Origin of the sequence: Pseudomonas sp. PLMAX, from assembly GCF_046042685.1 — a bacterium.
GTDB classification, from domain to species: domain Bacteria; phylum Pseudomonadota; class Gammaproteobacteria; order Pseudomonadales; family Pseudomonadaceae; genus Aquipseudomonas; species Aquipseudomonas putida_AE.
Map to the genome: position 1 here is coordinate 4055796 of NZ_CP064949.1, position 26638 is coordinate 4082433.

The 26638-nt window shown below is 58.9% G+C and carries 25 protein-coding genes and 1 pseudogene; 13 read left to right on the forward strand and 13 right to left on the reverse strand.

Going from position 1 to position 26638, the window contains the following annotated elements:
* Positions 1-74: 74 nt before the first annotated feature.
* The 3 genes from DKB71_RS18435 to DKB71_RS18445 form a co-directional block, all read right to left on the reverse strand.
* Positions 75-2078, reverse strand: a complete 2004-nt coding sequence (locus DKB71_RS18435) for a hypothetical protein (RefSeq protein ID WP_408596440.1) — start codon at positions 2076-2078, stop codon at positions 75-77.
* Between the two features lie 263 nt (positions 2079-2341).
* Positions 2342-3484: a glycerate kinase gene (locus DKB71_RS18440; RefSeq protein ID WP_408596442.1), complete on the reverse strand. Its 1143-nt coding sequence runs from the start codon at positions 3482-3484 to the stop codon at positions 2342-2344.
* Between the two features lie 231 nt (positions 3485-3715).
* Positions 3716-4837, reverse strand: a complete 1122-nt coding sequence (locus DKB71_RS18445; protein ID WP_408596444.1) for a sugar diacid recognition domain-containing protein — start codon at positions 4835-4837, stop codon at positions 3716-3718.
* Positions 4838-4983: 146 nt separating this feature from the next.
* Between DKB71_RS18445 and DKB71_RS18450 the strand changes: the two genes are divergently transcribed.
* Together DKB71_RS18450 and rarD are read left to right on the forward strand one after the other, a co-directional pair.
* On the forward strand, positions 4984-5994 hold the full coding sequence (locus DKB71_RS18450) for an aldo/keto reductase (protein ID WP_408596446.1): 1011 nt from the start codon (positions 4984-4986) through the stop codon (positions 5992-5994).
* Positions 5995-6195: 201 nt separating this feature from the next.
* On the forward strand, positions 6196-7077 hold the full coding sequence (gene rarD, locus DKB71_RS18455) for an EamA family transporter RarD (protein ID WP_408596448.1): 882 nt from the start codon (positions 6196-6198) through the stop codon (positions 7075-7077).
* A 113-nt stretch (positions 7078-7190) separates the two neighbouring features.
* Here the strand turns inward: rarD and hppD are convergent, their stop codons facing one another.
* Positions 7191-8267, reverse strand: a complete 1077-nt coding sequence (gene hppD / locus DKB71_RS18460) for a 4-hydroxyphenylpyruvate dioxygenase (protein ID WP_274077140.1) — start codon at positions 8265-8267, stop codon at positions 7191-7193.
* Positions 8268-8711: 444 nt separating this feature from the next.
* Here hppD and DKB71_RS18465 point away from each other — a divergent pair, with 444 nt between their 5' ends.
* Entirely contained in the window at positions 8712-10244 is a 1533-nt protein-coding gene (locus DKB71_RS18465) for an EAL domain-containing protein (RefSeq protein ID WP_408596451.1), read from the forward strand.
* Positions 10245-10471: 227 nt separating this feature from the next.
* Positions 10472-10834: a histone-like nucleoid-structuring protein, MvaT/MvaU family gene (locus tag DKB71_RS18470; protein ID WP_008065377.1), complete on the forward strand. Its 363-nt coding sequence runs from the start codon at positions 10472-10474 to the stop codon at positions 10832-10834.
* 178 nt (positions 10835-11012) lie between these two features.
* On the opposite strand, the gene DKB71_RS18475 is transcribed toward DKB71_RS18470, so the two are convergent.
* On the reverse strand, positions 11013-11537 hold the full coding sequence (locus tag DKB71_RS18475) for a DUF4946 domain-containing protein (RefSeq protein WP_408596453.1): 525 nt from the start codon (positions 11535-11537) through the stop codon (positions 11013-11015).
* 145 nt (positions 11538-11682) lie between these two features.
* On the opposite strand from DKB71_RS18475, the gene gloA reads away from it, so the two are divergent.
* Complete coding sequence (gene gloA, locus DKB71_RS18480; RefSeq protein ID WP_274077143.1) at positions 11683-12204, forward strand: lactoylglutathione lyase; 522 nt, start codon at positions 11683-11685, stop codon at positions 12202-12204.
* A 177-nt stretch (positions 12205-12381) separates the two neighbouring features.
* Here the strand turns inward: gloA and ahpF are convergent, their stop codons facing one another.
* From ahpF to DKB71_RS18495, 3 genes are all read right to left on the reverse strand, one after another.
* Positions 12382-13944 (reverse strand): alkyl hydroperoxide reductase subunit F, encoded by a 1563-nt coding sequence (gene ahpF / locus DKB71_RS18485; protein WP_323629071.1) that lies wholly within the window; start codon positions 13942-13944, stop codon positions 12382-12384.
* A gap of 127 nt (positions 13945-14071) precedes the next feature.
* Positions 14072-14635, reverse strand: coding sequence for an alkyl hydroperoxide reductase subunit C (ahpC, locus tag DKB71_RS18490; protein WP_007975937.1), 564 nt, complete (start codon positions 14633-14635; stop codon positions 14072-14074).
* A gap of 137 nt (positions 14636-14772) precedes the next feature.
* Positions 14773-15711, reverse strand: a complete 939-nt coding sequence (locus DKB71_RS18495; RefSeq protein ID WP_408596456.1) for a site-specific integrase — start codon at positions 15709-15711, stop codon at positions 14773-14775.
* Positions 15712-15965: 254 nt separating this feature from the next.
* Here DKB71_RS18495 and DKB71_RS18500 point away from each other — a divergent pair, with 254 nt between their 5' ends.
* On the forward strand, positions 15966-16979 hold the full coding sequence (locus DKB71_RS18500) for a DNA-binding protein (RefSeq protein ID WP_408596458.1): 1014 nt from the start codon (positions 15966-15968) through the stop codon (positions 16977-16979).
* Here DKB71_RS18500 and gorA read toward each other — a convergent pair.
* From gorA to galU, 3 genes are all read right to left on the reverse strand, one after another.
* Positions 16976-18334, reverse strand: a complete 1359-nt coding sequence (gene gorA / locus DKB71_RS18505; protein ID WP_408596460.1) for a glutathione-disulfide reductase — start codon at positions 18332-18334, stop codon at positions 16976-16978. The two genes, DKB71_RS18500 and gorA, sit on opposite strands and share 4 nt — an antisense overlap.
* Positions 18335-18425: 91 nt before the next feature.
* Positions 18426-19949 carry an MFS transporter gene (locus tag DKB71_RS18510; protein WP_408596462.1) on the reverse strand — a complete coding sequence of 508 codons (1524 nt, stop codon included), beginning with the start codon at positions 19947-19949 and terminating at the stop codon, positions 18426-18428.
* Positions 19950-20764: 815 nt separating this feature from the next.
* Positions 20765-21604, reverse strand: coding sequence for a UTP--glucose-1-phosphate uridylyltransferase GalU (gene galU, locus DKB71_RS18515; protein ID WP_274077150.1), 840 nt, complete (start codon positions 21602-21604; stop codon positions 20765-20767).
* Between the two features lie 292 nt (positions 21605-21896).
* Between galU and DKB71_RS18520 the strand changes: the two genes are divergently transcribed.
* Together DKB71_RS18520 and DKB71_RS18525 are read left to right on the forward strand one after the other, a co-directional pair.
* A complete protein-coding gene (locus DKB71_RS18520; RefSeq protein WP_110747774.1) occupies positions 21897-22085 on the forward strand; it encodes a hypothetical protein in 189 nt (62 codons plus the stop codon).
* 130 nt (positions 22086-22215) lie between these two features.
* Positions 22216-22497, forward strand: a complete 282-nt coding sequence (locus DKB71_RS18525; RefSeq protein WP_408596465.1) for a hypothetical protein — start codon at positions 22216-22218, stop codon at positions 22495-22497.
* An 11-nt stretch (positions 22498-22508) separates the two neighbouring features.
* Here DKB71_RS18525 and DKB71_RS18530 read toward each other — a convergent pair whose 3' ends face one another.
* Together DKB71_RS18530 and DKB71_RS18535 are read right to left on the reverse strand one after the other, a co-directional pair.
* Positions 22509-22739: a hypothetical protein gene (locus DKB71_RS18530; RefSeq protein ID WP_408596467.1), complete on the reverse strand. Its 231-nt coding sequence runs from the start codon at positions 22737-22739 to the stop codon at positions 22509-22511.
* Between the two features lie 73 nt (positions 22740-22812).
* Positions 22813-23166: a hypothetical protein gene (locus DKB71_RS18535; protein WP_274077153.1), complete on the reverse strand. Its 354-nt coding sequence runs from the start codon at positions 23164-23166 to the stop codon at positions 22813-22815.
* 211 nt (positions 23167-23377) lie between these two features.
* On the opposite strand from DKB71_RS18535, the gene DKB71_RS18540 reads away from it, so the two are divergent.
* The 5 genes and pseudogenes from DKB71_RS18540 to ada all read left to right on the forward strand — a co-directional run bounded on the left by DKB71_RS18540 (position 23378) and on the right by ada (position 26529).
* Entirely contained in the window at positions 23378-23680 is a 303-nt protein-coding gene (locus DKB71_RS18540; protein ID WP_008065357.1) for a DUF1883 domain-containing protein, read from the forward strand.
* A 35-nt stretch (positions 23681-23715) separates the two neighbouring features.
* Positions 23716-23883 (forward strand): hypothetical protein, encoded by a 168-nt coding sequence (locus DKB71_RS18545; protein ID WP_408601183.1) that lies wholly within the window; start codon positions 23716-23718, stop codon positions 23881-23883.
* A 119-nt stretch (positions 23884-24002) separates the two neighbouring features.
* A complete protein-coding gene (locus DKB71_RS18550; protein ID WP_323629078.1) occupies positions 24003-24707 on the forward strand; it encodes a 2OG-Fe(II) oxygenase in 705 nt (234 codons plus the stop codon).
* 5 nt (positions 24708-24712) lie between these two features.
* Entirely contained in the window at positions 24713-25378 is a 666-nt protein-coding gene (alkB, locus tag DKB71_RS18555) for a DNA oxidative demethylase AlkB (RefSeq protein ID WP_408601128.1), read from the forward strand.
* An 87-nt stretch (positions 25379-25465) separates the two neighbouring features.
* A pseudogene (gene ada, locus DKB71_RS18560) lies at positions 25466-26529 on the forward strand (bifunctional DNA-binding transcriptional regulator/O6-methylguanine-DNA methyltransferase Ada).
* Positions 26530-26638: the final 109 nt, after the last annotated feature.

Genomic DNA, 26638 nt, shown 5'->3' on the forward strand with positions numbered 1-26638 from the left:
ACTTATCCTGCGTATCAACACTTTCAAACAACAGGCAGCTGCAAAGCGCCCTGGCTGCCTGTTGCTTGATGATTTCAAGGTCTGGGAATAACGCAGTGGTCGTTACCCGGGCCGCCGTCGGATTCAAATACGGCGACGAGAACGCTGCCTGGCCTTGATTTCACGGGAGTGCCACGAACGTTGATGGTGTACGTCGCGATGCCCCTGCCACCACTTATGCCGGGGGGCCTATAGGTAGGTTTTAAACATTTGTCATAGGGAACGAACCAGTCGATACCGTTCTTTTCCTGGTCTGCAGAAACAGTCACAGTCTCCGGGTAATCAGTATCGGATATTTCCGTGGTGCCATCGTATTCGTAGGTTTGCCATTCCAGCTTGACATCTACGCCTTCTTTCAGGTGACTGGATGTAGGGACATGCAAGAAGATTCCCCATTTCGTACCTCCCACACCCCCCTGCTTCAGACTTGTGCAACTGGCAATCCCGCCAGGGAAGTCTTTTGTGGGAAATTCCGGTGGAGATAGATCAACGATTTCTACCAGAACATCAATAGTGGTTCGATTGGATTCCTGCGGGTTGGCGTAATCCTTGTGCGTCAGAGTGTAATACATCGGCAATTTTTCCATGACCGGCGTGCGTTCGATGTCGGTCCACGGTATTACGATGTCGATAACCTGGTTGGGCGACTCAGTTCCATCTACCTCGTACGGATTATTCGGCGCGTCGACGACAACGCCATCGTAATAAAGCGTCAGGGTATGCTCGACTTCCGGGTCATCAAACAGTTTGATAGACGCGGTCGCATCTTTGCCGATATCGGCCAGCGTCAATTCGGTGCTGCTGCCACTGAAGCTATCAAAGACAACTGGATTGAGGTTCGGATTGATTGGCTCAGGGTCCGGGTTGACCGGCCCGGGTATTGCGAAGTTGGTATTGACCACGATGCCGCTTGGCGGAACGTAGGGGTAATCGCCCCTGTGTATTTCGTAGTTCACATCAACAGTTTGCACATGGGTGGCCGAGTTGAAATCGTACTCTTGAGCCATATGGAGCCATGGGATCGTGATGTCCAGAGGAAACGGCAGATGACTGCCGACAGAGGTCCGAGCGAGCGTTTTATCTCCCCACTTCACGACAACGCCATCGTTGTTGTCGTACCCCGTGAATTGCTCGATATGTACCTTGGTTGGAAACGCCGCGTCGGCCCGATCCACCACGCCATCGGCGGCCAAAGGCACAGTGCATGGCGTCAAGCCACTGGGCAGCGTACCCAATGCAACCTGCACCGTCGCCGGAAGCGACATCTCCCCGCGATTGCCCGCCTTGTCCACCAGGATGGCCACCGCGTATTGAGTTTTCGAGCCGTAGCGAGTGACCGCAGAGTCAGGTACCAGCACTCTACGGTCGGCAGGAAGCAACCGCGAAAGCACGATAAATTGGGTAATGTCCTCCCCTGGCGACGGCACCCTATCGAGCCAGGCGACGTGAACTGTTACATCGTCTCGTTTAGCCTCAATAAAGTCCGGGATCACGCAAAACACCCCTTTATCCCGGGCTAAAACAGCATCGGTGATCACGGGTTTTTCAACGATGTCGATCATCGCGCGCTCTGCATCCACCCAAATCGGTCCGGTTCTGTCGACGGTCACCGGGGTCGGTGGAGACTCTCTTTCAGACTGACCATTCCAATTCTTGACACGGTAACGAAATAGAAACTTGCCCTCATAGTCTCGGAAAGTTTCGAGCGGTATTTCCTTTGACAGAGGAAAGGCGGTATCAGGTAGATCGTCAGGCCCGGGAATATCTTCTGGAGCGCCGATACGCACCCACTCCGGCGAACTTGAAAGCAGGCATTCCAACGTCAACACGTTAAACAACGCTGACGCGGGAGGCCGCTCATCCCACAATGGAATGTCAACTTTCAACGGTGCGCCAAGCTTGTCTTTGTGAATCAGACCGTCGGGATCACCGGCCATGGCGTCCACGACTCTAGGAATCAGCAAATCGGCGACGAGGGACTGCTGACGGTAATTGGCCCGCACCTGCTCAGCCGTCAGCTTGTTGTATGAACTTGCCATGCTTCTCTCTCCAAAACCGTTTTAGGTTAGCCATGAACAGGTTCATGACCGTCAAAACTTTTTTGGCAGCCCAACGCACGGCTCAACAACTTCAAAGCACCCTGTCGTTCTGCCAGGTCGCAAGACCCTGGCAAATTAAGCGCCGGTTTTTCAGAACGCGATACTGTCAAAGTTGACAGGTACGCCCTGTTTTTTTGGCGGTTGGACAGTCCTGACGCAGCGTACGACGACCTTAATTCCGAGCTGTTTGACCAAAGGGTGAGTCAGGGCTCGCGCGAGGCCATCCGCCACACCCGGGCAACATCGCTCGCCCTTTCTCGCAGCAAGCGCGGCGCGTCGGCGCAGGCCTGCTGCAGTGTCATCGGCCCGCTCGCCAAAGCAAACGCGGCATCGATGCCGTGGGCATACAACTGTTGGTAGCCGTCACCCAAGGTGCCGGCAATGACAATCACCGGCACACCCTGCTGCCTGGCAATCCTTGCGACACCAAACGGGGTTTTGCCACGCAAGGTTTGCGCATCGAAACGGCCTTCTCCGGTGATCACCAGATTGGCATTTTTTACCGCACCGGCCAGCCCTACCAGCTCCGCCACCACGTCCACCCCGGCCTTGAACCGCGCCCCGAGAAACGCCTTGGCAGCAAACCCCAAACCACCTGCCGCACCGCTGCCCGGTTCGTCGCGGACATCTTTGCCCAAGGCTGTTGCGCAGTGCTCGGCAAAGCTGCCGAGGGCGCGATCCAGTTGTTCGACCTGTGCAGGCGTTGCGCCTTTTTGCGGGCCAAAAATCGCCGAGGCACCGTGGGGGCCGCACAATGGATTGTCGACGTCCGCAGCAATGTCAAAGCGCACTGCAGACAGACGCGGATCGATGCCATCCAGATCAATGCCAGCCAGTTGTGCCAGCGACAGGCCACCAGGTGCGAGCTCTTCGCCTTGGGCATCGAGCAGCTTCACGCCCAAGGCTTGCATGGCGCCTGCGCCGGCGTCGTTGGTGGCGCTGCCGCCGATGGCCAGGATCACCCGCTGCGCACCCGCATCCAGTGCCGCACGAATCAATTCGCCGGTGCCGAAGGTGCTGCTGATGCAGGCATCGCGGCGGTCGAGGGGCACCAGCTGCAAACCACTGGCCTCGGCCATTTCGATGATTGCGGTGTGGTTATGGGGCAACCACCCCCAGGCGGCATTGACCGTTTCACCCAGTGGCCCGCGAACGTCGGTTCGGCGCAGCTCGCCATCGCATGCCGCGAGCACTGACTCGACCGTCCCTTCCCCGCCGTCGGCCATTGGGCATTTGACCAGTTGCGCATCGGGCCAGACTTCGGCCAAACCCAGGGCAATGGCATCGGCTACGCCTTGTGCGCTGAGACTGTCTTTGAACGAATCGGGGGCGATGACGATTTTCATGGGCGTTCTCCAGTTCCAATGCGCTCATCCTGCCAGCCGGCCGGAACAATAACGCCGGGCTGCTGCACAAGCGGCACTGAGGATTATTGTTCATTCACACAAACCCGCTGCCTACTGTAGGAGCGAGCTTGCTCGCGAAGGATTCAAGGGCGTCGCGTTTATCCAGGTATTACGCGTTATCGTTAACGTCCATCGCGAGCAAGCTCGCTCCTACGGGGGCTGGTCGTTTCTTTACGGGAGGGCTACGGTCTGGGGGAGCAGTTGCACGCCGAGGTAGAGCGCCAGCATGCCATCGAGCTTCAGTGGATCTACGCCACTGAGTTCGGCAATGCGCTCCATCCGATAGCGCAGGCTGTTGCGGTGAATGCCCAAGGCGTCGGCACAGGCCTGGCTTTGCCCATCGTGTTCACACCAGCTGCGCAGGGTCGCCAGCAGTTGGCCGTTATTGTCCCTGGCGACGACCTGGCGCAACGGGTTGAGCAGTTCGTCCAGCGCATCGTCGTTGCGATGACGCCAGAGCATCACCGGCAATCGGTAGCGATCAAGGGTCAACAAGCGCGACTGCGGCAACACCTCGCGCCCGTAGGCCAGCAAGTCGCCGACCCGACGATAGCAGCGGCGCAACCCCAGCAAGCCATCGGCCTGCCCGCCCACGGCGATGCGCAGAATGTTCCAGCCCAGGCCATCGAGTTTCTCCAGCAGCCGATCATTTTCGACGCTCTGGCTGGCAGGCCTGCACCACAGCAACGACGAGTTGGCCGGAGTCACGCACCAGCTATCCGGATAGCGCGACGCCAGCCAGGCACTGAGCGCCTCGACGGTGTGCCCAGGACCGTGCTCAGTGCCCAGTTCGAACAGGTACGGCACCCGCGTCATTTGCGGCTTGAGCCCCAGCTGTTGCGCCTCGTCGATCAGCCGTGGCGAACTGCCGGCCTCGCTGAGCAACAGCGCCAGCAAGTCATCGCAACGCTGGCGCCGCCATTGCTGCTCGGCCTGCTGGTTGCGCTGGCCCACCAGCATCTCGGCGGTCATGCGCACCAGTTCGGCGTAGGTGCGCAATTGCTCGGGTTCGCCGGTGATGCCCAGCACGCCGATCAAGCGCTGGTCGAGCATCAGCGGCAGGTTGATACCCGGCTGCACGCCCTTGAGGTGGATCGCGGTCTGCGCATCGATCTCGACCACGCGACTGTTGGCCAGCACCAGTTGCGCGCCTTCATGCCGGGTGTTGACCCGCCCCGGTTCACCGCTGCCGAGGATCAGGCCCTGGCTGTCCATGACGTTGACGTTGTACGGCAGGATGGCCATCGCCCGGTCGACGATGTCCTGGGCCAGGTCGTGATCGAGTTCGAACATAGCGGTAATCCTGAAAAGCGTGATGGGACAGGTAGTTCCAGAGAATCTCCCACATTTTTGCTGCACCGTGTTCGATAAATCAGTTTGATCCACAGGCGGGTTCTGGTATTTGTTTGAGCCCTTCCCTGCGGCAAAAGGATTTCCTCATGAGCTACCGCACACTGGGTCAGTCGGGTTTGCAGGTGTCCACCCTGACCCTGGGCACCATGATGTTCGGCGAACAGACCAGCACCGAGGATTCCCTGCGGATCATCGACAAGGCCTGGGACCAGGGCATCAACTTCATCGACACCGCCGACGTCTACACGGGCGGGCGCTCGGAAGAAATCGTCGGCGAAGCAATCGCGGGCAACCGCCACGAATGGGTGCTGGCGACCAAGGTCGGTTTCGGCCCGGCGGACGGTGCGCCGAACCGCAGCGGTTTGAGCCGCAAGCATGTGTTCAATGGCATCGACGCCAGCCTGACGCGGTTGGGCACTGACTATCTCGACATCTATTACCTGCACCGCGAGGACCACAACACGCCGCTGGAGGTTACGGTCTCAGCGATTGGCGATCTGATCCGCCAGGGCAAGATTCGCTATTGGGGGCTGTCGAACTATCGTGGCTGGCGCATCGCCGAAGTGATTCGCGTGGCCGACAAGCTCGGTGTCGACCGGCCGGTGATCAGTCAGCCGCTGTACAACATCGTCAACCGCCAGGCCGAAGCCGAGCAGATCACTGCCGCGCATAATTACGGCCTCGGGGTGGTGCCCTACAGCCCGCTGGCCCGCGGTGTGCTCAGCGGCAAATATGCGCCGGACGTAAAACCGGACGCCAACAGCCGCGCGGGTCGTGCGGACAAACGCATCCTGGAAACCGAATGGCGCATGGAGTCCTTGCGCATCGCCCAGCAGATCCAGCAATACACCCAGGAACGCGGCGTGGGCATCGTCGAGTTTGCGATTGCCTGGGTGCTGAACAACAGCGCCGTGACCTCGGCCATCGTCGGGCCGCGCACCGAAGCACAATGGGATGCCTACACCAAGGCGCAGGCGGTGAAGATTACGGCTGAGGATGAGGCGTTCATCGATTCGCTGGTGACGCCGGGGCATGCGTCGACGCCGGGGTTCAATGATGTGAGCCATTTCGTGTCCGGCCGTAAACCCAATAATTAAACACCCCTGTAGGAGCGAGCTTGCTCGCGATGGTGGTCAACGATAACGCGGGGAGACTGGATGCCCGCGGTGACCATTCGCTCATCGCGAGCAAGCTCGCTCCTACAGGGTCGTTGTAGATATTGATCATCCGGCCAATATTCAGCACAAAAACCACGTATCCTCCGCACCCCGTTTTACGTTCAACCTCGCGAGGACAGCTTGTCTAAAGGTATCGCTTTATCGGTGTCAGCCTCGGTGCTGTTTGCCGTCATGTATTACTACACTTCGTTGCTCAAGCCCTTGAGCGGCGTGGAGATTTTCGGCTGGCGCATGCTGTTGACGGTGCCGTGCATGACGGTGTTCATGCTCGTATCCGGGGAATGGCGGCGGGTGATCGACCTGCTGCGCAGGATTGGCGCGCCCCCGAAGCTGATCGGCGGCCTGATACTGTCAGCTGCGCTGCTGGGTGTTCAACTCTGGCTGTTCATGTGGGCCCCGCTCAATGGCTACAGCCTCGATGTATCCCTGGGCTACTTCCTGTTGCCGCTGGCCATGGTCCTGACCGGGCGTATCGCCTACGGTGAACGGCTGTCCTACCTGCAAAAAGTCGCGGTGTTCTTCGCCAGCCTCGGCGTGGTCAACGAGCTGTATCAGGTCGGCGGATTCTCCTGGGCGACACTGGTGGTGGTCATCGGCTATCCCCTGTACTTCGTGCTGCGCAAATGGCTGAAGGCCGACAACCTCGGCGGGCTCTGGGTGGACATGACCCTGATGCTGCCGATCGCCTACTGGTTCGTGCACGGTGGCGAGCAAGGTTTCGGTGTCTTCGATCAGCATCCGGCGCTGGCGTGGCTGATTCCATTGCTTGGTCTGATCAGTGCGTCGGCGCTGGTGGTCTACATCATCGCCAGTCGCTTGCTGCCGTTCAGCCTGTTCGGGCTGTTGAGCTACGTCGAACCGGTGCTGTTGCTGGGGGTGGCGTTGTTGCTGGGGGAAAGTATCAAGCCTGGTGAATGGCTGACCTATATTCCGATCTGGATGGCGGTAGTGGTGTTGGTGTTTGAAGGGTTCAAGCATCTCGTTCGGCATCGCCGACCTTAAACCCAACACAAAACAAATGTGGGAAAAGCGCGGTGTATCAGTCAACGTTACTTGTGACTGACACACCGCTTTCGCGAGCAAGCCCGCTCCCACAGTTTTACAGCGCTAACCCATTAATCAGTGGACAACACACCACGACGAACCTGATCCCGCTCAATCGACTCGAACAACGCCTTGAAGTTGCCTTCACCGAAACCGTCATCCCCTTTACGCTGGATGAATTCGAAGAACACCGGCCCCATCAGGGTTTCCGAGAAGATCTGCAGCAGCAGGCGCTTGTCGCCCGACTCGGACGAACCGTCCAGCAGAATGCCACGCGCCTGCAACTCGCCCACTGGCTCACCGTGGTTGGGCAAACGGCCTTCGAGCATTTCGTAGTAAGTGTCCGGCGGCGCGGTCATGAAGCGCATGCCGATGCTTTTCAGGTGATCCCAGGTCTTGAGCAGATCATCGGACAGGAAGGCCACGTGCTGGATGCCCTCGCCGTTGAACTGCATCAGGAACTCTTCGATCTGCCCGGCGCCCTTGGACGACTCTTCGTTCAACGGGATGCGGATCATGCCGTCCGGCGCGGTCATGGCCTTGGAGGTCAGGCCGGTGTACTCACCCTTGATGTCGAAGTAGCGGATTTCACGGAAGTTGAACAGCTTCTCGTAGAAGTTCGCCCAGTAAGCCATGCGACCGCGATACACGTTGTGGGTCAGGTGGTCGATGATCTTAAGGCCGGCACCGACCGGGTGACGGTCAACGCCTTCCAGGAACACGAAGTCGATGTCATAGATCGAGCTGCCTTCACCGAAACGGTCGATCAGGTACAGCGGCGCGCCGCCGATGCCCTTGATCGCCGGCAGGTTCAGCTCCATCGGGCCGGTCTCGATGTGGATCGGCTGGGCACCGAGTTCCAGGGCGCGGTTGTAGGCCTTTTGCGAATCCTTGACGCGGAACGCCATGCCGCACACCGACGGGCCGTGCTCGGCGGCGAAGTACGAGGCGACGCTGTTGGGTTCGTTGTTGAGGATCAGGTTGATCGCGCCCTGGCGATACAGGTGCACGTCCTTGGAGCGATGGGTCGCGACCTTGGTGAAGCCCATGATCTCGAAGATCGGCTCCAGGGTATTGGGGGTTGGCGATGCGAGCTCAATGAACTCGAAGCCCATCAGGCCCATTGGGTTTTCGTATAAATCTGCCATGGTTGGCGCCTCATCATGCTTTTGGAATTAACAAAGGTTAGTTGCCAGCAATGCTGAGACCGGTGGGTGGCGCGCAGGAGATGCCCCGCACGCTGCGGGCGAGGAAGTCACCGTAGATCAATTGAAACCCGAATATCTTCATTGTCGACCCGAGGCTCTGAGGGCGAGGCTTCTGCTGCCAGAAGACGATTATTATTGTATGCGTAACCTGATTCTACACAGCGTAAATCAATTTGTCCGCCTCCTGTATCAAATCCCCTTTTTCCCTCACCGTGCAAGGGGTTTGTTGCACAGGTAAATCCCCGCCCGGATCACCCTGTTCACGCGTAGACATCGTTTTTTCCTGAAGGGCCATCTATCCTGCCCCGTACCTGAACTCTTCATGGGAGGCCTCACGCACCGCCAGCCTTTGAGAGCCCGACTTCATAGATACAGGTTTCGCGAATGCCACTGAAAACCAAAGCCCGACAACGCCGCATGAGGGTCGCCGTGACCCTGTTGAGTGGACTGCTCCCGATCCTGCTGGGTTTTGCCATTCTGCATATGCAGGCCGAACGCGTGCTCGGGCACAGTACCGAGCACACCGCCGAAGAAGCGCTTCGCCAGTTCGAACTGATGCTCGACAACACCGCCCAGGCAGCGCGCGAATTATTGCCGTTGGCCGGCCAGAGTTGCATTGACGTCAATCTGGCATTGCGCGAGCAGGTAACAAAGCGTCCATTCGTGCGCTCAACCAACCTGCTGTGGGACGACACTATCTATTGCAGTTCCCTGTTCGGCGATTATCACGAAAAAATCGCTTCGGGAGACTTTGCCGACGGCCAGCTGTTGCTGATGAAGGGCAACCCGGTAACGCCCGACACCGCCTTACTGGTCTATAGAATCAGCGACGGCAAACGGGGCGCCCTGAGCACGCTGGACGGATACCACCTGAGCAATCTCTTGCGCCTGATCGGGCGACAGAAACTGCTGTTGTTGCAAGTGGGACCTAACTGGTTGTCCGCCGACGGTAGTTTTCACGTTGGCGCCCCCCCCGAGTTCCCCGTCGCAGAAAACAGTCTGACCTCTTCGCGTTATCCCTTCAGTGTGAAGGCCGGTTTCCCCGCAGGCGAAGTGTGGCGGTACATGAGCAGTGAATATCCGCCACTGTTCAGCTTGTTGCTGTTTTTCGGTGTGATCTCCGGTTTTATCGGGCATGTCATCCAGAAACGTTCGTCGTCCCCGACCCTTGAGATGCAACGCGCACTGGACGCGGGAGAGTTCGTGCCGTATTTCCAGCCGGTGGTGCAGGCGCACAGTAAAAAGTGCAGGGGGGTCGAGGTGCTGATGCGCTGGGACCATCCCAAGGAAGGCCTGGTGCGCGCCGATCTGTTCATTCCGTTTGCCGAACACTGCGGACTGATCGTGCCCATGACCCGCTCGATCATGGAACAGACCGCCCTGCTGCTGGCACCGCGGTCGGCGTCCTTTACCGAGCCGTTTCACATCGGCATCAATATCACCGCCGATCATTGCCGTGATCTTGCATTGGTCGAGGATTGCCGCCAGTTCCTCGACGCGTTTGCCCCCGGCTCCATCCACCTGGTCCTGGAGTTGACCGAGCGCAAGCTGATCGAGCCCACGGCCATTACCCATCAACTGTTCGAGCAGTTGCATGACCTTGGCGTGATGATCGCCATCGACGACTTCGGTACAGGCCACTCTAGCCTGGGATACCTGCGCCAGTTCAACGTGGACTTCCTGAAGATCGACCAGAGCTTTGTCGCCATGATCGGCGTCGACACCCTCTCCAGTCACATCCTGGACAGCATCATCGAGCTGGCGGCCAAGCTCAATCTGGCCATGGTTGCCGAAGGGGTGGAAACCCCGGAACAAAGTGACTACCTGACCGCCCACCATGTGAACTACCTGCAAGGTTATCTATTTGGCCGACCGATGCCTGCGGCAGACTTCATTAACGCATTAAGTGATCATTAACTAGTGGCCTTTAGCAGCCAACCACTCTCTCCAAAATGATTCAAGGCACAACTCTTGTTACATGAAGAAAAAGACATGATTTACTCTTGATCAATTAACTACTACAATTTTTCATGCCTGCGCTAGATTGGCAGGTGAGCCATTTATCACCGAGTCGCTTCAAGGCTCTTGGCTTATAGCTTTGTTTGCGGTTGGTATCAGCCAAACACACTATTGGAGTAAAGATATTGTCCAGACTCGCTGAATTTCGTGCAGCTGAAAAGGCCCTTCAAGAGCAGCTCAAGCAGCTTGAATCCCTGAAGAACGATGCCGGGCTCAAGAAAGAAATCGAATTCGAAGAAAAGCTCCAGGGGCTGATGAAAACCTACGGCAAGAGCCTGCGCGACATCATCGCCATCCTCGACCCGAACCCGGCAAAATCCGGTCTGCAACAGGCCGCGCCGAAAACCCGCCGCGCTCGCGTGGTCAAGGTTTATCAGAACCCGCATACCGGCGAGCTGATTGAAACCAAGGGTGGCAACCATCGCGGGCTGAAGGCCTGGAAGGAACAATACGGTGCCGCCACCGTCGATTCCTGGCTGCGTGGCTAAACCTTCGTACTGAAAAAAAACAAAGCCCTGCACATGCAGGGCTTTTTTCATTGACAGCATCTAAATGCAAGCATCTCGGCCGATCAACCGGTACTTTCCGGGCAACTTTCTGCTTAATCCTTTTGGCTATCCAGCACTCTCGGCACTGCATGAAAACGGCGTTCATTGAAGCCTTCAACTAAAGTTGCAAGCCGTTACGAGCCGCCTCTATTTCATTCTGGCTGGCCTTATAAGCCTCAGCCTGCCCGGCGTAGGAAAGAACGTACGCCTTATCGGCATCCACCGCGGCGACCAATGTTTGAGACAGCACATGCCGGCCGTTCTGGGTGATGGTGCAGGTGGTTTCCAGGGCCGCCAGGCGACTCAAGGTGGTCGAGTGAATCCGGTTGCAAACGCTTTGATAACCACCCTGGAAGAAGTCTTTCTGCACCGATTTGCGCATTTCCAGCAACACCGCTTCCAGGTTCACCTGATGACCGCTTTGCACCCGGGTCATGGTCAGTTCCATCACCATCACCGGCGTGCCTTGCGCATCATTCTTGACCGCACGCTGGCGACTGACACTGGCGCCAGCATCGCCCTGGGCAACCTCTTCGACCTGCCAGCCTGGCGGCCAGGTCACCACCGGCTCATCGGTATCAGCCTGGGCCACAACCGCAAGCACACCACTCAAGAGAATCAACGCCCTGCACAAACGAATCATTGCAATCAACACCCGGCCAGTTAGCCCTGAAGTCTGATCCTCGACCGGCGGTCAGGCAATAGCAGGTGCTTCGAGTTTGGTGATGTCGCCGTCCATGCGTATCATTGTCGTCATTCGTCAGCCCCAATTATTTTCCGGAGGGCCCATGAGCCTGCACGAACTGAACACCTTCCCCGGCGTGACCGCACAGCCTGACACCGCCACCCGGCAATTCGTCTTCAACCACACTATGTTGCGGGTCAAGGACATCACCAAGTCCCTGGACTTCTACACGCGCATCCTCGGTTTCTCGCTGGTGGAGAAACGCGATTTTCCGGAAGCGGAATTCAGCCTCTACTTCCTCGCCCTGGTCGACAAGAGCCAGATTCCGGCCGATGCCGCCGCGCGTACGCAGTGGATGAAATCGATCCCCGGCATTCTCGAACTGACCCATAACCACGGCACCGAAAACGATCCGGACTTTGCCTATCACAATGGCAATACCGACCCGCGCGGGTTCGGCCACATCTGCATCTCCGTGCCGGACATCGTCGCCGCGTGCGAGCGCTTCGAAGCGCTGGGCTGCGACTTCCAGAAGCGCCTGAACGACGGCCGCATGAAGAGCCTGGCGTTCATCAAGGACCCGGATGCCTATTGGGTTGAAATCATCCAGCCAGCCCCACTCTAACGCACACCGCCTATCCCCTGTGGGAGCAGGGCTTGCTCGCGAAAGCGGTGTGTCATTCAGCAGTGATGGTGGCTGACACACCGCTTTCGCGAGCAAGCCCGCTCCCACATTTGGAAATGTGTCGGACACAAAAAACCCCATGATCATTCATGGGGTTTTGTGTTTTCAGCGTCCGGTTTATGCCGGGGCCGAGGTGCGGATCAAGTGGTCGAATGCGCTCAGGGAAGCCTTGGCGCCCTCGCCCACTGCGATCACGATCTGCTTGTACGGCACGGTGGTCACGTCGCCAGCGGCGAAGATGCCCGGCACCGAGGTTTCACCGCGCGCATCGACGATGATCTCGCCACGGGGTGACAGCTCGATGGTGCCCTTGAGCCAATCGGTGTTGGGCAACAGACCGATCTGCACGAAGATCCCTTCCAGTTCCACGCTGCGCAATTCGTCAGTCTGACGATCCTTGTAGCGCAGGCCGTTGACCTTTTGCCCGTCGCCCGTCACTTCAGTGGTTTGGGCACTGGTGATCACGGTCACGTTCGGCAGGCTGTGCAACTTGCGTTGCAACACCGCATCGGCACGCAGTTGTACATCGAACTCGAGCAGCGTGACGTGGGACACGATACCGGCCAGGTCGATGGCCGCTTCCACGCCGGAGTTGCCGCCACCAATCACCGCCACGCGCTTGCCTTTGAACAACGGGCCGTCGCAGTGCGGGCAGTACGCCACGCCCTTGTTGCGGTATTCCTGCTCGCCGGGCACGTTCATTTCACGCCAGCGCGCACCCGTGGCCAGGATCACGGTCTTGGCTTTCAGCTTCGCGCCGCTGGCGAACTGAACTTCATGCAGCTCGCCGTCTTTTCCCGGCAGCAGCTTGTCGGCGCGTTGCAGGTTCATGATGTCTACGTCGTACTGCTTGACGTGCTCTTCCAGGGCGACAGCCAGTTTCGGCCCTTCGGTTTCCTGCACGGAGATGAAGTTTTCGATGGCCATGGTGTCCAGCACCTGCCCACCAAAACGCTCGGCCGCGACACCGGTGCGAATGCCTTTGCGCGCAGCATAGATCGCCGCCGCAGCACCGGCCGGGCCACCGCCGACCACCAATACGTCAAAGGCTTGCTTGGCGCTGATCTTCTCGGCCTGGCGCTCGATGCCGCTGGTATCGATCCTGGCGAGGATCTCTTCCAGGCCCATGCGGCCCTGGCCGAAGTTCACGCCGTTGAGGTAGATGCTCGGTACCGCCATGATCTGGCGCTCATCGACTTCTGCCTGGAACAGCGCGCCGTCGATGGCGACGTGGCGGATGTTGGGGTTGAGTACCGCCATCAGGTTCAACGCCTGGACCACGTCCGGGCAGTTCTGGCAGGACAGCGAGAAATAAGTCTCGAAGTTGAACTCACCCTTGAGCGAGCGGATCTGTTCGATCACTTCGACACTGGCCTTGGAGGGGTGACCGCCGACTTGCAGCAAGGCCAGCACCAGGGATGTGAATTCGTGGCCCATCGGGATGCCGGCGAAACGCAGGCTGATATCCGCGCCCGGGCGGTTGATCGAGAACGATGGCTTGCGTGCGTCATCACCGTTGTCGAGCAAGGTAATCTGGGTGGAAAGACTGCTGACGTCTTTCAGCAGTGCGAGCATTTCCTGGGATTTCGCACCGTCGTCGAGTGAGGCAACGATCTCGATCGGCTGGGTGACCCGTTCCAGGTACGATTTCAACTGGGCTTTAAGATTGGTGTCCAACATACGGGCGATTTCCTTGAATGTGTGGCATAAAAAAACGCCCGAGTGAATCTCGCCCGGGCGTTTTTATTGGGCGGTGCAGCTTGCTTAGAAGGTGCGGAAGTCCGCCCTGATGAAGCGCGTCACAGACTTAGATCTTGCCGACCAGGTCCAGGGACGGTGCCAGCGTGGCCTCGCCTTCTTTCCACTTGGCTGGGCAAACCTGGCCCGGGTGAGCAGCGACGTACTGGGCAGCCTTGATCTTGCGCAGCAGCTCGGAAGCATCACGACCTACTCCGCCGTCGTTCAGCTCGACGATCTTGATCTGGCCTTCAGGGTTGATCACGAAGGTGCCACGGTCAGCCAGGCCAGCTTCTTCGATCAGCACGTCGAAGTTGCGGGAGATGGCGTGGGTTGGGTCGCCGATCATGGTGTACTGGATCTTGCCGATGGCTGGCGAAGTGTTGTGCCAGGCAGCGTGGGCGAAGTGGGTGTCGGTGGAAACGCTGTAGATCTCGACGCCCAGTTTCTGGAAAGCGTCGTAGTTGTCAGCCAGGTCTTCCAGCTCGGTCGGGCAAACGAAGGTGAAGTCGGCCGGGTAGAAGAACACCACGGACCACTTGCCTTTCAGATCGGCGTCGGAAACTTTTACGAAGTCGCCGTTTTTGAATGCGTCAGCTTTGAATGGTTTAACTTGGCTGTTGATGATAGGCATCGTTGACTCTCCGTCAGGGGTTAAGAAGTTGATGGAGAGACTTTACCCACTCGACGGACGGTTGGCTCATTGGCAAACCTCATGCCGCTGATTGGCTTTCGCTATTAGCCAACAGTATTAATAGAAGAAAAGCGAATTTACGACTCGAGTGGCTTTTCCGCGAGACGGGCCATGCCGGGAAAGGGACTGGCTTCGATGTAGCGCATGGCGGATTTGATGTCCTTCCAGCCGACGTAGCTCATCAATGACTTCAAGTCCCATCCGCTCTGGTGTGCCCACGAGGCAAACCCACGGCGCAGGGAGTGGCTGGTGTAGTGCTCGGCGGGTATGCCGGCGCGCTCCAGCGCCTGGCGCAACAGCGGGATCACGCTGTTGGCGTGCAGGCCCTCCTCGCTCAAATGCCCCCAACGGTCGATGCCACGGAACACCGGCCCGCGAACCAGCGCGGCCTCGGTGATCCAGTCGATGTAGGCCTGCACCGGGCATAACCGCTGCAGCGCGGGGGTCTGGTAGGTCTTGCCGAGGTTTTCCCGGTCGCTCTTGCTGCGTGGCAAGTACAGGGTGATGCCGGAACCTGCGCTGGCCTGCACATGCTCGATCTGCACACGGCATAACTCATCGCTGCGAAAGCCTCGCCAGAAGCCCAGCAGGATTAACGCCATGTCGCGCCGAGCCCGCAGCAGCCCCGGTCGATCGCCTTGTTGCCGGGCGGTTAACGCCTCCAGTTCAAGCCAGGCCACAACCTGTTCCAGATGCTGAAGCTGCAGCGGCTCGGCCTGTTTTTCCTGGGCCGGATGCAGCGCCCGAATACCCTTGAACACCTTGCGCACCACCGGCGCCTTGGTGGGGTCGGCAAACCCCTGGCTGTTATGCCACTGCGCCAGCGCGGACAAGCGCAGCTTCAAGGTGTTAATCGACAGCACACCCGCGTGGGCCGCCAGATAGCGCGCCACGCTGTCGCCGGTTGCCGGCAGGAACCCTCCCCAACTCACCTCGAAATGCTCGATGGCCGCCCGATAGCTGCGACGGGTGTTGTCGCGCGTGGCGGCTTGCAGGTAACGATCCAGCTCGCTCATGTAAATAACCTTGCTTCAACTGTAGGAGCGAGCTCGCTCGCGATGGACGTTAACGATGACGCTGGCCAGGTGGATGTACGCGGTGCCGGTGTTTGTGTACGGATCTGGAGGCGCGAACGCCTCAAAATCGATATGACACGGGGTAATACCAGTATATCCCGTATCAGGATAATCAGATATCAAGCTTCATCAGCTGAATGGTACAATGTGTATATACGTGGTACGTACCACACAGTAAAAATGAAGGAGTTCTCATGGCCCGTGTCGGCGTGAATAAACAAGTGGTGCAAGCGGCGCGGTTGGCGATCATTGCCCGTGGCGAAAACCCCAGCATCGATGCCGTGCGCATCGAAATGGGCAATACCGGTTCGAAAACCACGATCCATCGCTATATGAAAGAGCTCGACGACAGCACCCCGGACGCTGACGAGACGCCGTCCGAGCCGATCGACGACGAGTTGCTGGCCCTGGTGACGCGCCTGGCGCAGCGGCTCAAGGAGCAGGCCCAGGAACCGATCGACCAGGCGCGCGAGCAGTACGAGCAACAACGCAAGGCGCTGGAACTGCAGCTGCAACAGGCCGAGCAAGCCAATACGCAATTGCAGCAACACTACGAACTGCAAAGCCTGGCCCTGACCCAGGAATCCGAGGCACTGCAAACCACCCGCGATCAACTTCAGGGCGAACAGACCCGCAATGCCGGACAGAGCCAGGCATTGGCTGATTTCGAATTGCGTTTGCGAGACAAGGACGAGCAGATTCGCTCGCTCGAAGAGAAACACCTGCACAGCCGTGACGCCCTGGAGCACTACCGCAACGCGGTCAAGGAGCAGCGCGAGCAGGAGCAAAGCCGCCACGAAGGTCAGGTACAGCAACTGCAGATGGAATTGCGCCAGGCTCAGCAAAGCGCCCTGGTGCGCCAGGACGAAATCACCCAGCTGCACCGCGACAACGAACGCCTGCTGACGGAGAACCGCGGCACCTTGCGCGAGCTGAGCCTATTGCAAGAGCAGCTCAAGCAAAGCAATACCCGCCAGGATCAACTGCTCGACCAGGCCAACCGGGTCGACAGCGAACGCACCCTCCTCCAGGAACGCCTGCGTGTCGCCATGCTGGAAAGCCAGGCGCTCAAACAGAGCGTCGAGGAGCAAACGCAGGCGAACAAGTCACTGGAAATCGAACTGCTGAAAACCCAGGCAGAGCTGGAAGAAAGCGTACGCCTGGCCGCTGCCGTTGCAGTAGCGCCAGGCGTCGCCAAGGGCGATTAAGCGCCGACCGGTGTCCGCAGGGTGACGAACTCTTCGGCGGCCGTCGGGTGCACACCGATGGTTTCGTCGAAGTGGCGCTTGGTGGCGCCGGCCTTCAAGGCAATGGCCAGGCCCTGGACGATTTCGCCCGCCTCGGGACCGACCATGTGGCAACCCAGCACCTTGTCGGTCTGGGCGTCCACCACCAGCTTCATCAGCGTGCGCTCCTGGCATTCGGTCAGGGTCAGCTTCATTGGCCGGAAACGGCTTTCGAAGATCTGCACTTCGTGGCCAGCTTCCCGCGCCTCTTCCTCGGTCAGACCCACCGTGCCGATGTTTGGCAGACTGAACACCGCCGTCGGGATCATCTTGTAGTCCACCGGGCGATACTGCTCAGGCTTGAACAGGCGTCGCGCTACCGCCATGCCTTCGGCCAGCGCCACGGGCGTCAGCTGCACCCGGCCGATCACATCGCCCAGGGCCAGGATCGAAGGCTCGGCCGTCTGGTACAGGTCATCCACCTCGACGAAGCCTTTCTTGTCGAGCTTCACCCCGGTATTTTCCAACCCGAGATTGTCCAGCATCGGCCGCCGACCGGTGGCGTAGAACACGCAATCGGCCTCCAGCTGCCGGCCATCCTTGAGCGTCACTTTCAGGCTGCCATCGGCTTGCTTGTCGATACGTTCGATGTCGGCATTGAATTGCAAATCCATGCCGCGCTTGGTCAGCTCTTCCTGCAAATGCTTGCGCACGGAACCGTCGAAGCCACGCAGGAACAACTCACCGCGATACAGCAGCGTGGTCTGGGCACCCAGGCCGTGGAAGATCCCGGCGAACTCGACGGCGATGTAACCACCACCCACCACCAGCACGCGCTTAGGCAGCTCTTTCAGAAAAAACGCCTGGTTGGAACTGATCGCATGCTCGTGCCCGGGAATCTCCGGAATCTGCGGCCAGCCACCGGTGGCGATCAGAATGTTTTCAGCCGTGTGGCGCTCGCCATTGATCTCGACGGTATGCGGGTCGACGATCTTGGCGTGACCTTCGTGCAACGTTACGCCACTGTTGACCAGCAGGTTGCGGTAGATGCCGTTGAGGCGATTGATCTCGCGGTCCTTGTTGGCGATCAGCGTCGCCCAGTCGAACCGCGCCTCATCCAGGCTCCAGCCAAACCCCGAAGCCTGCTCGAAGTCCTCGGCAAAGTGCGCGCCATAAACCAGCAGTTTCTTCGGCACGCAGCCGACGTTCACACAAGTGCCGCCCAGATAGCGACTCTCGGCCACGGCCACTTTCGCCCCGAACCCGGCAGCAAACCGAGCCGCCCGCACACCGCCAGAACCGGCGCCAATCACATAAAGGTCAAAATCGTAGGCCATTTTCAATCTCCTCGGCAGGCCAATAGCATACCTGCGGACGGCTGCTGAGCAAGCGCTGTGCTGAAATGCACAGCCCAATCTCCGTTTTCGGTCAATGCTTCTCTACAGATTGCGTTTTCGGAATCCGCAGAGTGCGCCACGCAATCAAAATTGCCATGAGTGCCAAGCCGGACGTCACCCACGAAACCAAACCGATTCCACCTTCGAATGCCCTTCCCGCCTGCGCCATCAATTCCCCTGCTTGATCACCCGACAAGTCTGCAGCCACATGATAGGCGCCGGACAGCGTCTCTCTCGCCAGCATCATCTGCACTTCAGTCAGGAAATCCGGAAGCTGCAATGCACCGCGATAGTAGGCGGTGACGACACCGCCGAGCACGGTCGTCCCCAAAACCACGCCCACTTCATAGGCCGTTTCGCTAATGGCAGACGCGGCGCCCGCCTTTGCCGGTGGCGCAGCTGACAAAATCACATCGTTAGACACCGTTGCGATCGCGCCCACGCCAATGTTCAGCAAGGCGAAAGCCACCACCAGAACGGTCAGGCTACTGCCCATGCTGGCGACCAGCAAAAACGCCGCACCAGCAAACGCCATCAAGATGGGTATCAGCACATGTACCTGTAATCGCTGTGCGACAGGCACGATCGCCACCCCCACGACAATCGCCATGACCTGACCAGGAACCAACGCGAGGCTGGCACTCAAGGGCGACATCTGAAGAACGATCTGCAGGAACTGAGTGGCAAAGAATACGAAGCCGACGAGAAACGCGAGGCTCATCAAATTGATCGCGACAGAGCCGCTAAAGGTACCACTGCGCAACAGACTCAGATCCATCAACGGCACTGGCAGACGCAACTGTCGACGTACAAACATCCCGCCCGCAATCAGGCCTGTTGCAAATGTTGTCAGCGCCATCCAGTCGATACCATGACTGGCGCTGTGTTTAATGCCATAAACAATGGCACCTAGGGCAACCATCGATTGCAGGATGCTTACCGGATCCAGCGGACCCGAAACATCTCGCTCGGATTCGGGCAACAACAGTGGCCCCAATACCAGCAGTGGCACCAACACGGGCACCGCCAGCAGGAAAATCGACCCCCAACTGAAGAACTCCAGTAACACGCCACCCACCAATGGACCGAGTGCCGAACCGACCGTCAAAGTCGTTGCCCAGATCGCGACCGCCAGTCTGCGTTCTTCCCGGTCCTCGAACAGCGAACGTATCAACGCCAACGTGGAGGGCATCAGCATTGCACCGAAAACACCCATGCAAGCTCGCCCGACAATCAATTGCGTGGCGGTATCGGAATACGCGGTCAGCACCGACACAATGGCAAACCCCAAGGACCCAGTCAGCAACAACTTACGATGACCGACCCGATCTCCCAGACTACCCATCGACACCAGCAACCCCGCTAATACCAGCGAGTAAGCATCGATCATCCACAACTGCTGGCTGGCACTCGGACGCAGGGCCTCGGCAATCTTTGGCAATGCAAATCCAAGCACTGTGTTGTCAACGGTTACCAGTAATACCGGCAGCATCAGTACGCATAGGCCTGGCCATCGCGCTGTTTGGCGTTGTGCCGCGCCGTTTGTTGAAGCCATTCACGAACCTCCTTGTAATCATAAAAACCAGGGATGTTTTCAGCCCCACGAGTCGCTCCCTACGTGCCGTCGCGGTAAAACATCTATCGTTTAAACACTTGCGTCCATAATCCCAGTTAAAACGTACGTTAGTAAAAAGCAGCAAACATCATTTACCTGCCTCTTTCTGCAAATCAGAATTTTCTCTCGAAAAACCGGGTAAGGGATGTAAGCCAGTTCCTACTTTTTCGTGCGCTGCAGGAGCGAGCGGGCGGCGATCCGAATTGCTGGCGAAGGTCGTCTTTGAACATTGTGCTGGTCTTGCGGGCGCCATCGCTGCGATGCGGCGACCCCTGTAGGAGCGAGCTTGCTCGCGATGGAGGTCAACGATGACGCGGGGATCCTGACACCACGCGGTGCTCTCATGTTCTTCGCGAGCAATCGAGCGTCGACCGGCTGCTCCTTCAGGCTTTTCCAAGTGACTCGCTGTAGGAGCGAAACCATAAGTGGCCGTTACCGCAGGAATGGATATGTACTCGGTCAACAAAATCCAGGTCGACTTTCAGGCCGCCATCGCCAGCAGGCTGGCTCCCACAGTAGATCGAGTACGGCTGCGAGAGATACTTCGGCGGTCACTCCGCTATCGCTGGCAAGCCAGCTCCTACAGGGGATCGGGTGCAGCAACGAAAGGTTGGTGGGTTGTCAGGACGCCATCGCCGGCAGGCCAGCTCCCACAAAAACAAACGCCCCGATCAAGTCGGGGCGTTTGTTGGGTCTACAGCAGCTTGATTAAAGCCTGCGAAGATCGCTTTTCAATACAAGCGGCCGGGGCGCTATCAGTAAGCCTTGCCCGTCTTGTAGAAGTTCTCGAAGCAGAAGTTGGTCGCGTCGATGTAACCTTCGGCGCCGCCGCAGTCGAAACGCTTGCCCTTGAACTTGTAGGCCATCACGCAGCCGTTCTGGGCCTGTTTCATCAGGGCGTCGGTGATCTGGATTTCACCGCCCTTGCCTGGCTCGGTCTGTTCGATCAGGTCGAAGATGTCCGGGGTCAGGATGTAGCGACCGATGATGGCCAGGTTCGATGGCGCATCTTCCGGTTTTGGTTTTTCCACCATGCTGTGTACGCGGTAGATGTCGTCGCGGATCATCTCGCCGGCGATCACGCCGTACTTGTTGGTCTCTTGCGGGTCGACTTCCTGGATGGCCACGATCGAGCAGCGGAACTGCTTGTACAGCTTGACCATCTGGGTCAATACGCCGTCGCCATCGAGGTTGACACACAGGTCGTCCGCCAGTACCACGGCGAAGGGTTCGTCGCCGATCAGCGGACGGCCGGTCAGGATCGCGTGGCCCAGGCCTTTCATTTCGGTCTGGCGGGTGTAGGAGAACGAGCAGTTATCGAGCAGCTTGCGGATGCCGACCAGGTACTTTTCCTTGTCGGTGCCCTTGATCTGGTTTTCCAGCTCGTAGCTGATGTCGAAATGGTCTTCCAAGGCGCGCTTGCCGCGACCGGTGACGATGGAAATCTCCGTCAGGCCAGCGTCCAGTGCTTCTTCGACGCCGTACTGGATCAGTGGCTTGTTTACCACCGGCAGCATTTCCTTGGGCATGGCTTTGGTCGCTGGCAGGAAGCGAGTGCCGTAACCGGCTGCTGGAAACAAGCATTTCTTGATCATATAAGTCCTTGAAAGGGCTGTGTGTACGAGTTTCGGCGCAGTCTAATCAGGCGGCGTACACCTTACAATGCCCCGCACTGGCTAACCGATGCCATCATAGAGAAATATTCTCGCTGTTAGTTCCGCAGCGAGCACCGCGAATGGATCAGCAGCCTGTTATTGATAGCAGAGTCCACCAGACTTGCACGACAAGTCAACCAACGGGCAAGCGCACCACCGTGCGCCCATCGGCACCCGAACGGTGCATTTGGCGGTATCATGGCGCCATTGAACCAGCCAGCGAGGCAAATAGATGTCAGAAGCAAAAAGCGTCAACGGGTACTTGATCAATAAGGCCAAAGACGGCCAGTGGTGGGTAGCCGGCGTTGGCGGCGAGAACATTGCCGGACCTTTCCCATCCGAAGCCATGGCGATCGAAGTGGCATCGGTGTTGCAACTGGAACACCCGGCACCGAAACGACGGGGCAAGGACAAGAACTGATCCGGCCCGACGCCCTGCCCTTGTGCAGGGCTTTTTTTGCGAATGCCGGGAAGAAGTGGCCTTTCGCTATAACCTTTTGCCGCCCACGCTGTCACAGGCTTTGCCCTCTCTTCCTGACGACGACAACGACATGACCAAATTTTTGCCGCTGATTGCGGTGCTGGCCCTCAGTGGCTGCGCAACCTCCGAAACCACTTACCTGAACAATGGCGAACAAGGCCTGGCGATCGACTGCTCCGGCGAGGCCAATTCCTGGGCGACCTGTTACGAAAAGGCCGATGCCTCCTGCGCCGGTACCGGCTACCGGATCGTCGGCACTGACGGCACACCTTCCCCTGGGGAAAGCGACAAGACCCTGGGCGTCGACGTTGGCAACTTCAAGAACCGCAGCGTGGTGGTGGTCTGCAAATAGGGCCGCGTGCCCTACATGTGGATTTCCGCGAACTTGATCCCCAGGCCGCGTACGGTCTCGACCAACTCGTCGAGACTGCCGAAGGATTCGACTTCGTCGCTATCGTCCACCAGGAAAAAACTGCGCCCGGCGCTTTTCTTGAAAGACACGATCCATTCACCCGGATTCGCCGGGTTCTGAATCACATGGGTGGCGCAGATGTGGCCCTCTGCGTGCCGCTCCCGTACCTTCTCTCGCTTCATGCTCGACTCCAGAAATGACAATGCCGCCAAAAGCCTTGCTTTGGCGGCATCGGTGCTGACGGTCGACAGTCTATCAGCCGGAAATGCACGCCGTGGCGGCATCGCGAACATCGAAGGGGCGAATTGGCACGTTGGAGATGCGCTCATGCAGCTTGATGCTGCTGCCACCGGAGCGATCCTCGATATCAAACACCGCCGCCGGGCCGGATGACAGCTTCTGCGGCACGATCACTCGCACCCCGTCTTTCTGCTCCTCGATTTGCAAGGCACCACGGCTCTCGGCGAGTTTTTCGCTCAGGCACTGCGCGTACTCATGGGGCTTCTTGCCTGAAATCACACTCATGGTCGGCAACGTCTGGTTGATCTCCGAGACACTTGCACAACCACTGATTGCCAAGACCGACAAGCCAAACATGCCCCACTTCATATGAAACCTCCGTTAAAGACCCTCCGACAGCTCAAACACGGGTTTTCTCCGAGGCGCAGTGCTTTTTTCTTCCCGGGTGTGGGCAATCTGCGTTTTTATTGCTCCACCGGGCCCGCACAGCCGGATAATAACGCCTCAGGGCTGATAAACTGCGCCAATCGACCATGCTATCGTTTTGATTTTGTAGAAAAAGCCCTTCTGGAGGCGCCTCATGAAATTTATCCACCAGCGCGAGCACCTCAACGAAGACGACATCGTCGTCATTCAATGCTCGCAAACGTGCAACATACGCTTGATGAACGACGCCAACTTCCGCAGCTTCAAGAATGGCGGCCGTCACACCTATCACGGCGGCGCGTTCGACACCTTCCCGGCCCGCATCACCGCGCCGAGCACCGGGTTCTGGAACATCACCATCGACACGGTCAACCGCCGGCCAATCAGTGTGACGCGCAAGCCGACCCTGACGCACTCCATCAAGATCATCCGCCGCTCCAGCTCGAAACTGAGCTGAGCAGCGCCTCTCTACGCACACAGGCAGGTATGACCGTGGCCCAGACGACCAAATACGTCATCAAGTACAAACTCAATGGCGAACGCCGCTTCGAATTCGCCCAGCTGGAAAACGGCACGGCAGAAGAAGCCAAAGCCGCGCTGGACGCCCTGCATGGCCAGGAAGACGACATCAGCGACATCAGCGTCAGCAAAGCGCTGTAACATTGCCCCCAGCGAACATGGACGTCTGCTCCCCGCCAACATTTGACCGCAAGTGTCGGAGTGTTCAAATCGGCAATGCCGCTTAGTCTCGCCACCTCAATGACCTGAGGGCCTCGGCAATGAGCGAGCAATATCTGGACAGGCTGGACTGGCCCCTGCTGGAACAGCAACTCGATCAGGATGGCTGCGCGGTCATCGCGTCGCTGTTGAGCCACAAGGCCTGTGACCGGATCAGCGCCTTGTACGGCCAAACCGAACCCTTTCGCTCGCAGGTGATCATGGCCCGCCACGGTTTTGGCCGTGGCGAGTACAAGTATTTCGACTACCCCTTGCCGCCGCTGGTGGCCCGCCTGCGCAGTGCGCTGTACCCGCGACTGGTGCCGATCGCCAATCGCTGGCATGAGCAGATGGACCTGCCGAGCCGCTTTCCCGACAGCCACCCGGCCTTCCTCGAGCGTTGTCATGCCGCCGGCCAGCAGCGTCCTACACCGCTGTTGCTGCAATACGGCCCCCAGGACTACAACTGCCTGCACCAGGATCTGTATGGCGAGCATGTCTTCCCACTGCAGGTGGCGATTCTTCTGTCAGAACCAGGGGAAGACTTCACCGGCGGTGAGTTCGTGCTCACCGAGCAGCGTCCGCGCATGCAGTCGCGCCCGCAGGTCATCGGTCTGAAAAAAGGCGACGGCCTGATCTTTGCGGTCAACCAGCGCCCGGTCAAAGGCGTGCGCGGTTACTATCGGGTGACCCTGCGCCACGGCGTCAGTCGCCTGCACAGCGGACAACGGCATACCCTTGGGATCATCTTTCACGACGCATCATGAGCACCATGCACCCGACCACCCTAGACCTGTTTGCCGACTTCGAGCCCGAACAGCAGCGCCGGCGCGAGCAGATCGGCGAACAATCCTACGTCCTCAGGGGCTTTGCCCTGCCCTGGCTGGAGCGATTGCTGCCGGCACTGGAAGCCGTGCTCGCGGCCGCACCGTTCCGGCAAATGGTCACCCCTGGCGGCTTCACCATGTCGGTCGCCCTGAGCAGTTGCGGAACCTGGGGCTGGACCACCGACCGCAGCGGTTATCGCTACAGCCGCGACGACCCGCAGACCGGCCTGCCCTGGCCTCCCATGCCCGAGGTTTTTTTCCAGCTGGCGCAAGCGGCGGCCCGGGAGGCAGGATTTGAAGATTTCGTGCCGGACTCCTGCCTGATCAATCGTTATGTGCCTGGGGCGAAAATGTCCCTGCATCAGGACAAGGATGAAAAATCCTACGCTGCACCTATCGTTTCGGTATCGCTGGGGTTGCCGGCGATGTTCCTGTTCGGCGGCTTCTCGCGCAGCGACAAGAGCCAACGGCTGCCGCTGCTGCATGGCGACATCGTGGTCTGGGGCGGCGTCGATCGCTTGCGTTATCACGGCGTCCTGCCGATCAAGGATGGCCAGCACCCGCGCCTGGGCGAACACCGGATCAACTTCACCTTTCGGACCGCGCGCTGACGCCGTGGAGTTTGACCGCAAGCGCCGGAGTGTGGACACAGGGGCCGGTGATTAACCTGCGGCAAACGGGTCAAAGGATGTAATGCCATGACAAGCCAATCGACAAGCATCAGCACCGAAAACGATCCACGCTGGGCCGCGGTGGTCGCCCGCGATCCACACGCGGACGGGCAATTTGTCTATGCGGTGAAAACCACCGGGATCTACTGCAACCCCAGCAGCCTCTCACGCTTGCCGAAACCACAGAATGTCGAATTCTTCGACAGCGCCGAACTGGCCCAGGCCGCGGGCTATCGTCCCAGCAAGCGCGCGGCGAAAGATCAAAGCGCTGTCGCCGCGCAACATGCAGCCACCGTCGCTGCCGCGTGTCGCCAGATCGAAACCGCCGAGGCGCTGCCCGCGCTCAATGAGCTTGCTGAAGCAGCAGGTTTGAGCAGCTTTCATTTCCATCGGGTATTCAAGTCCGTGACCGGCCTGACGCCCAAGGGTTATGCCGCGGCCCATCGTTCCCGCCGGGTGCGCGAGCGGTTGGTAGATGGCCGCTCGGTCACCGATGCGCTGTACGCTGCCGGCTTCAACTCCAACAGCCGATTCTACGAGGCGGCGGATCAGGTGCTGGGCATGAAACCCACGGATTACCGTGGTGCAGGGCAAAACAATGACATTCGTTTTGCGGTTGGCCAGTGTTCCCTCGGCGCGATTCTGGTGGCGCAAAGCGAGCGTGGCGTCTGCGCGATTCTGCTGGGCGATGATCCGCAGCAATTGGTGTGCGACCTGCAGGACAAGTTTCGCCGCGCCAACCTGATAGGTGCCGATCACGCGTTCGAACAGTTGATCGCCAGGGTCGTGGGTTTCATCGAGGCCCCGGCGCTGGGCCTGGACTTGCCGCTGGATGTGCGCGGCACGGCGTTTCAAGAGCGAGTCTGGCAAGCGCTGCGGGAAATCCCCGCCGGCAGCACCGCCAGCTACGCCGATATCGCCCAGCGCATCGGCGCTCCCAAAGCTGTTCGCGCCGTGGCACAAGCCTGTGGCGCGAACAGCCTGGCGGTGGCGATTCCTTGTCACCGGGTGGTGCGCAGCGATGGCAATTTGTCGGGGTATCGTTGGGGGTGGAGCGCAAGCGGCAATTGTTGGAACGGGAAAAACCGTGAATGGAGGTTGATGTGGTATGGCCGCCCGCAGACCTGTAGGAGCCCGGCTTGCCGGCGAAGGCGATTTGACGGACGCCTTCGCTGGCAAGCCGGGCTCCTACAATGTTTT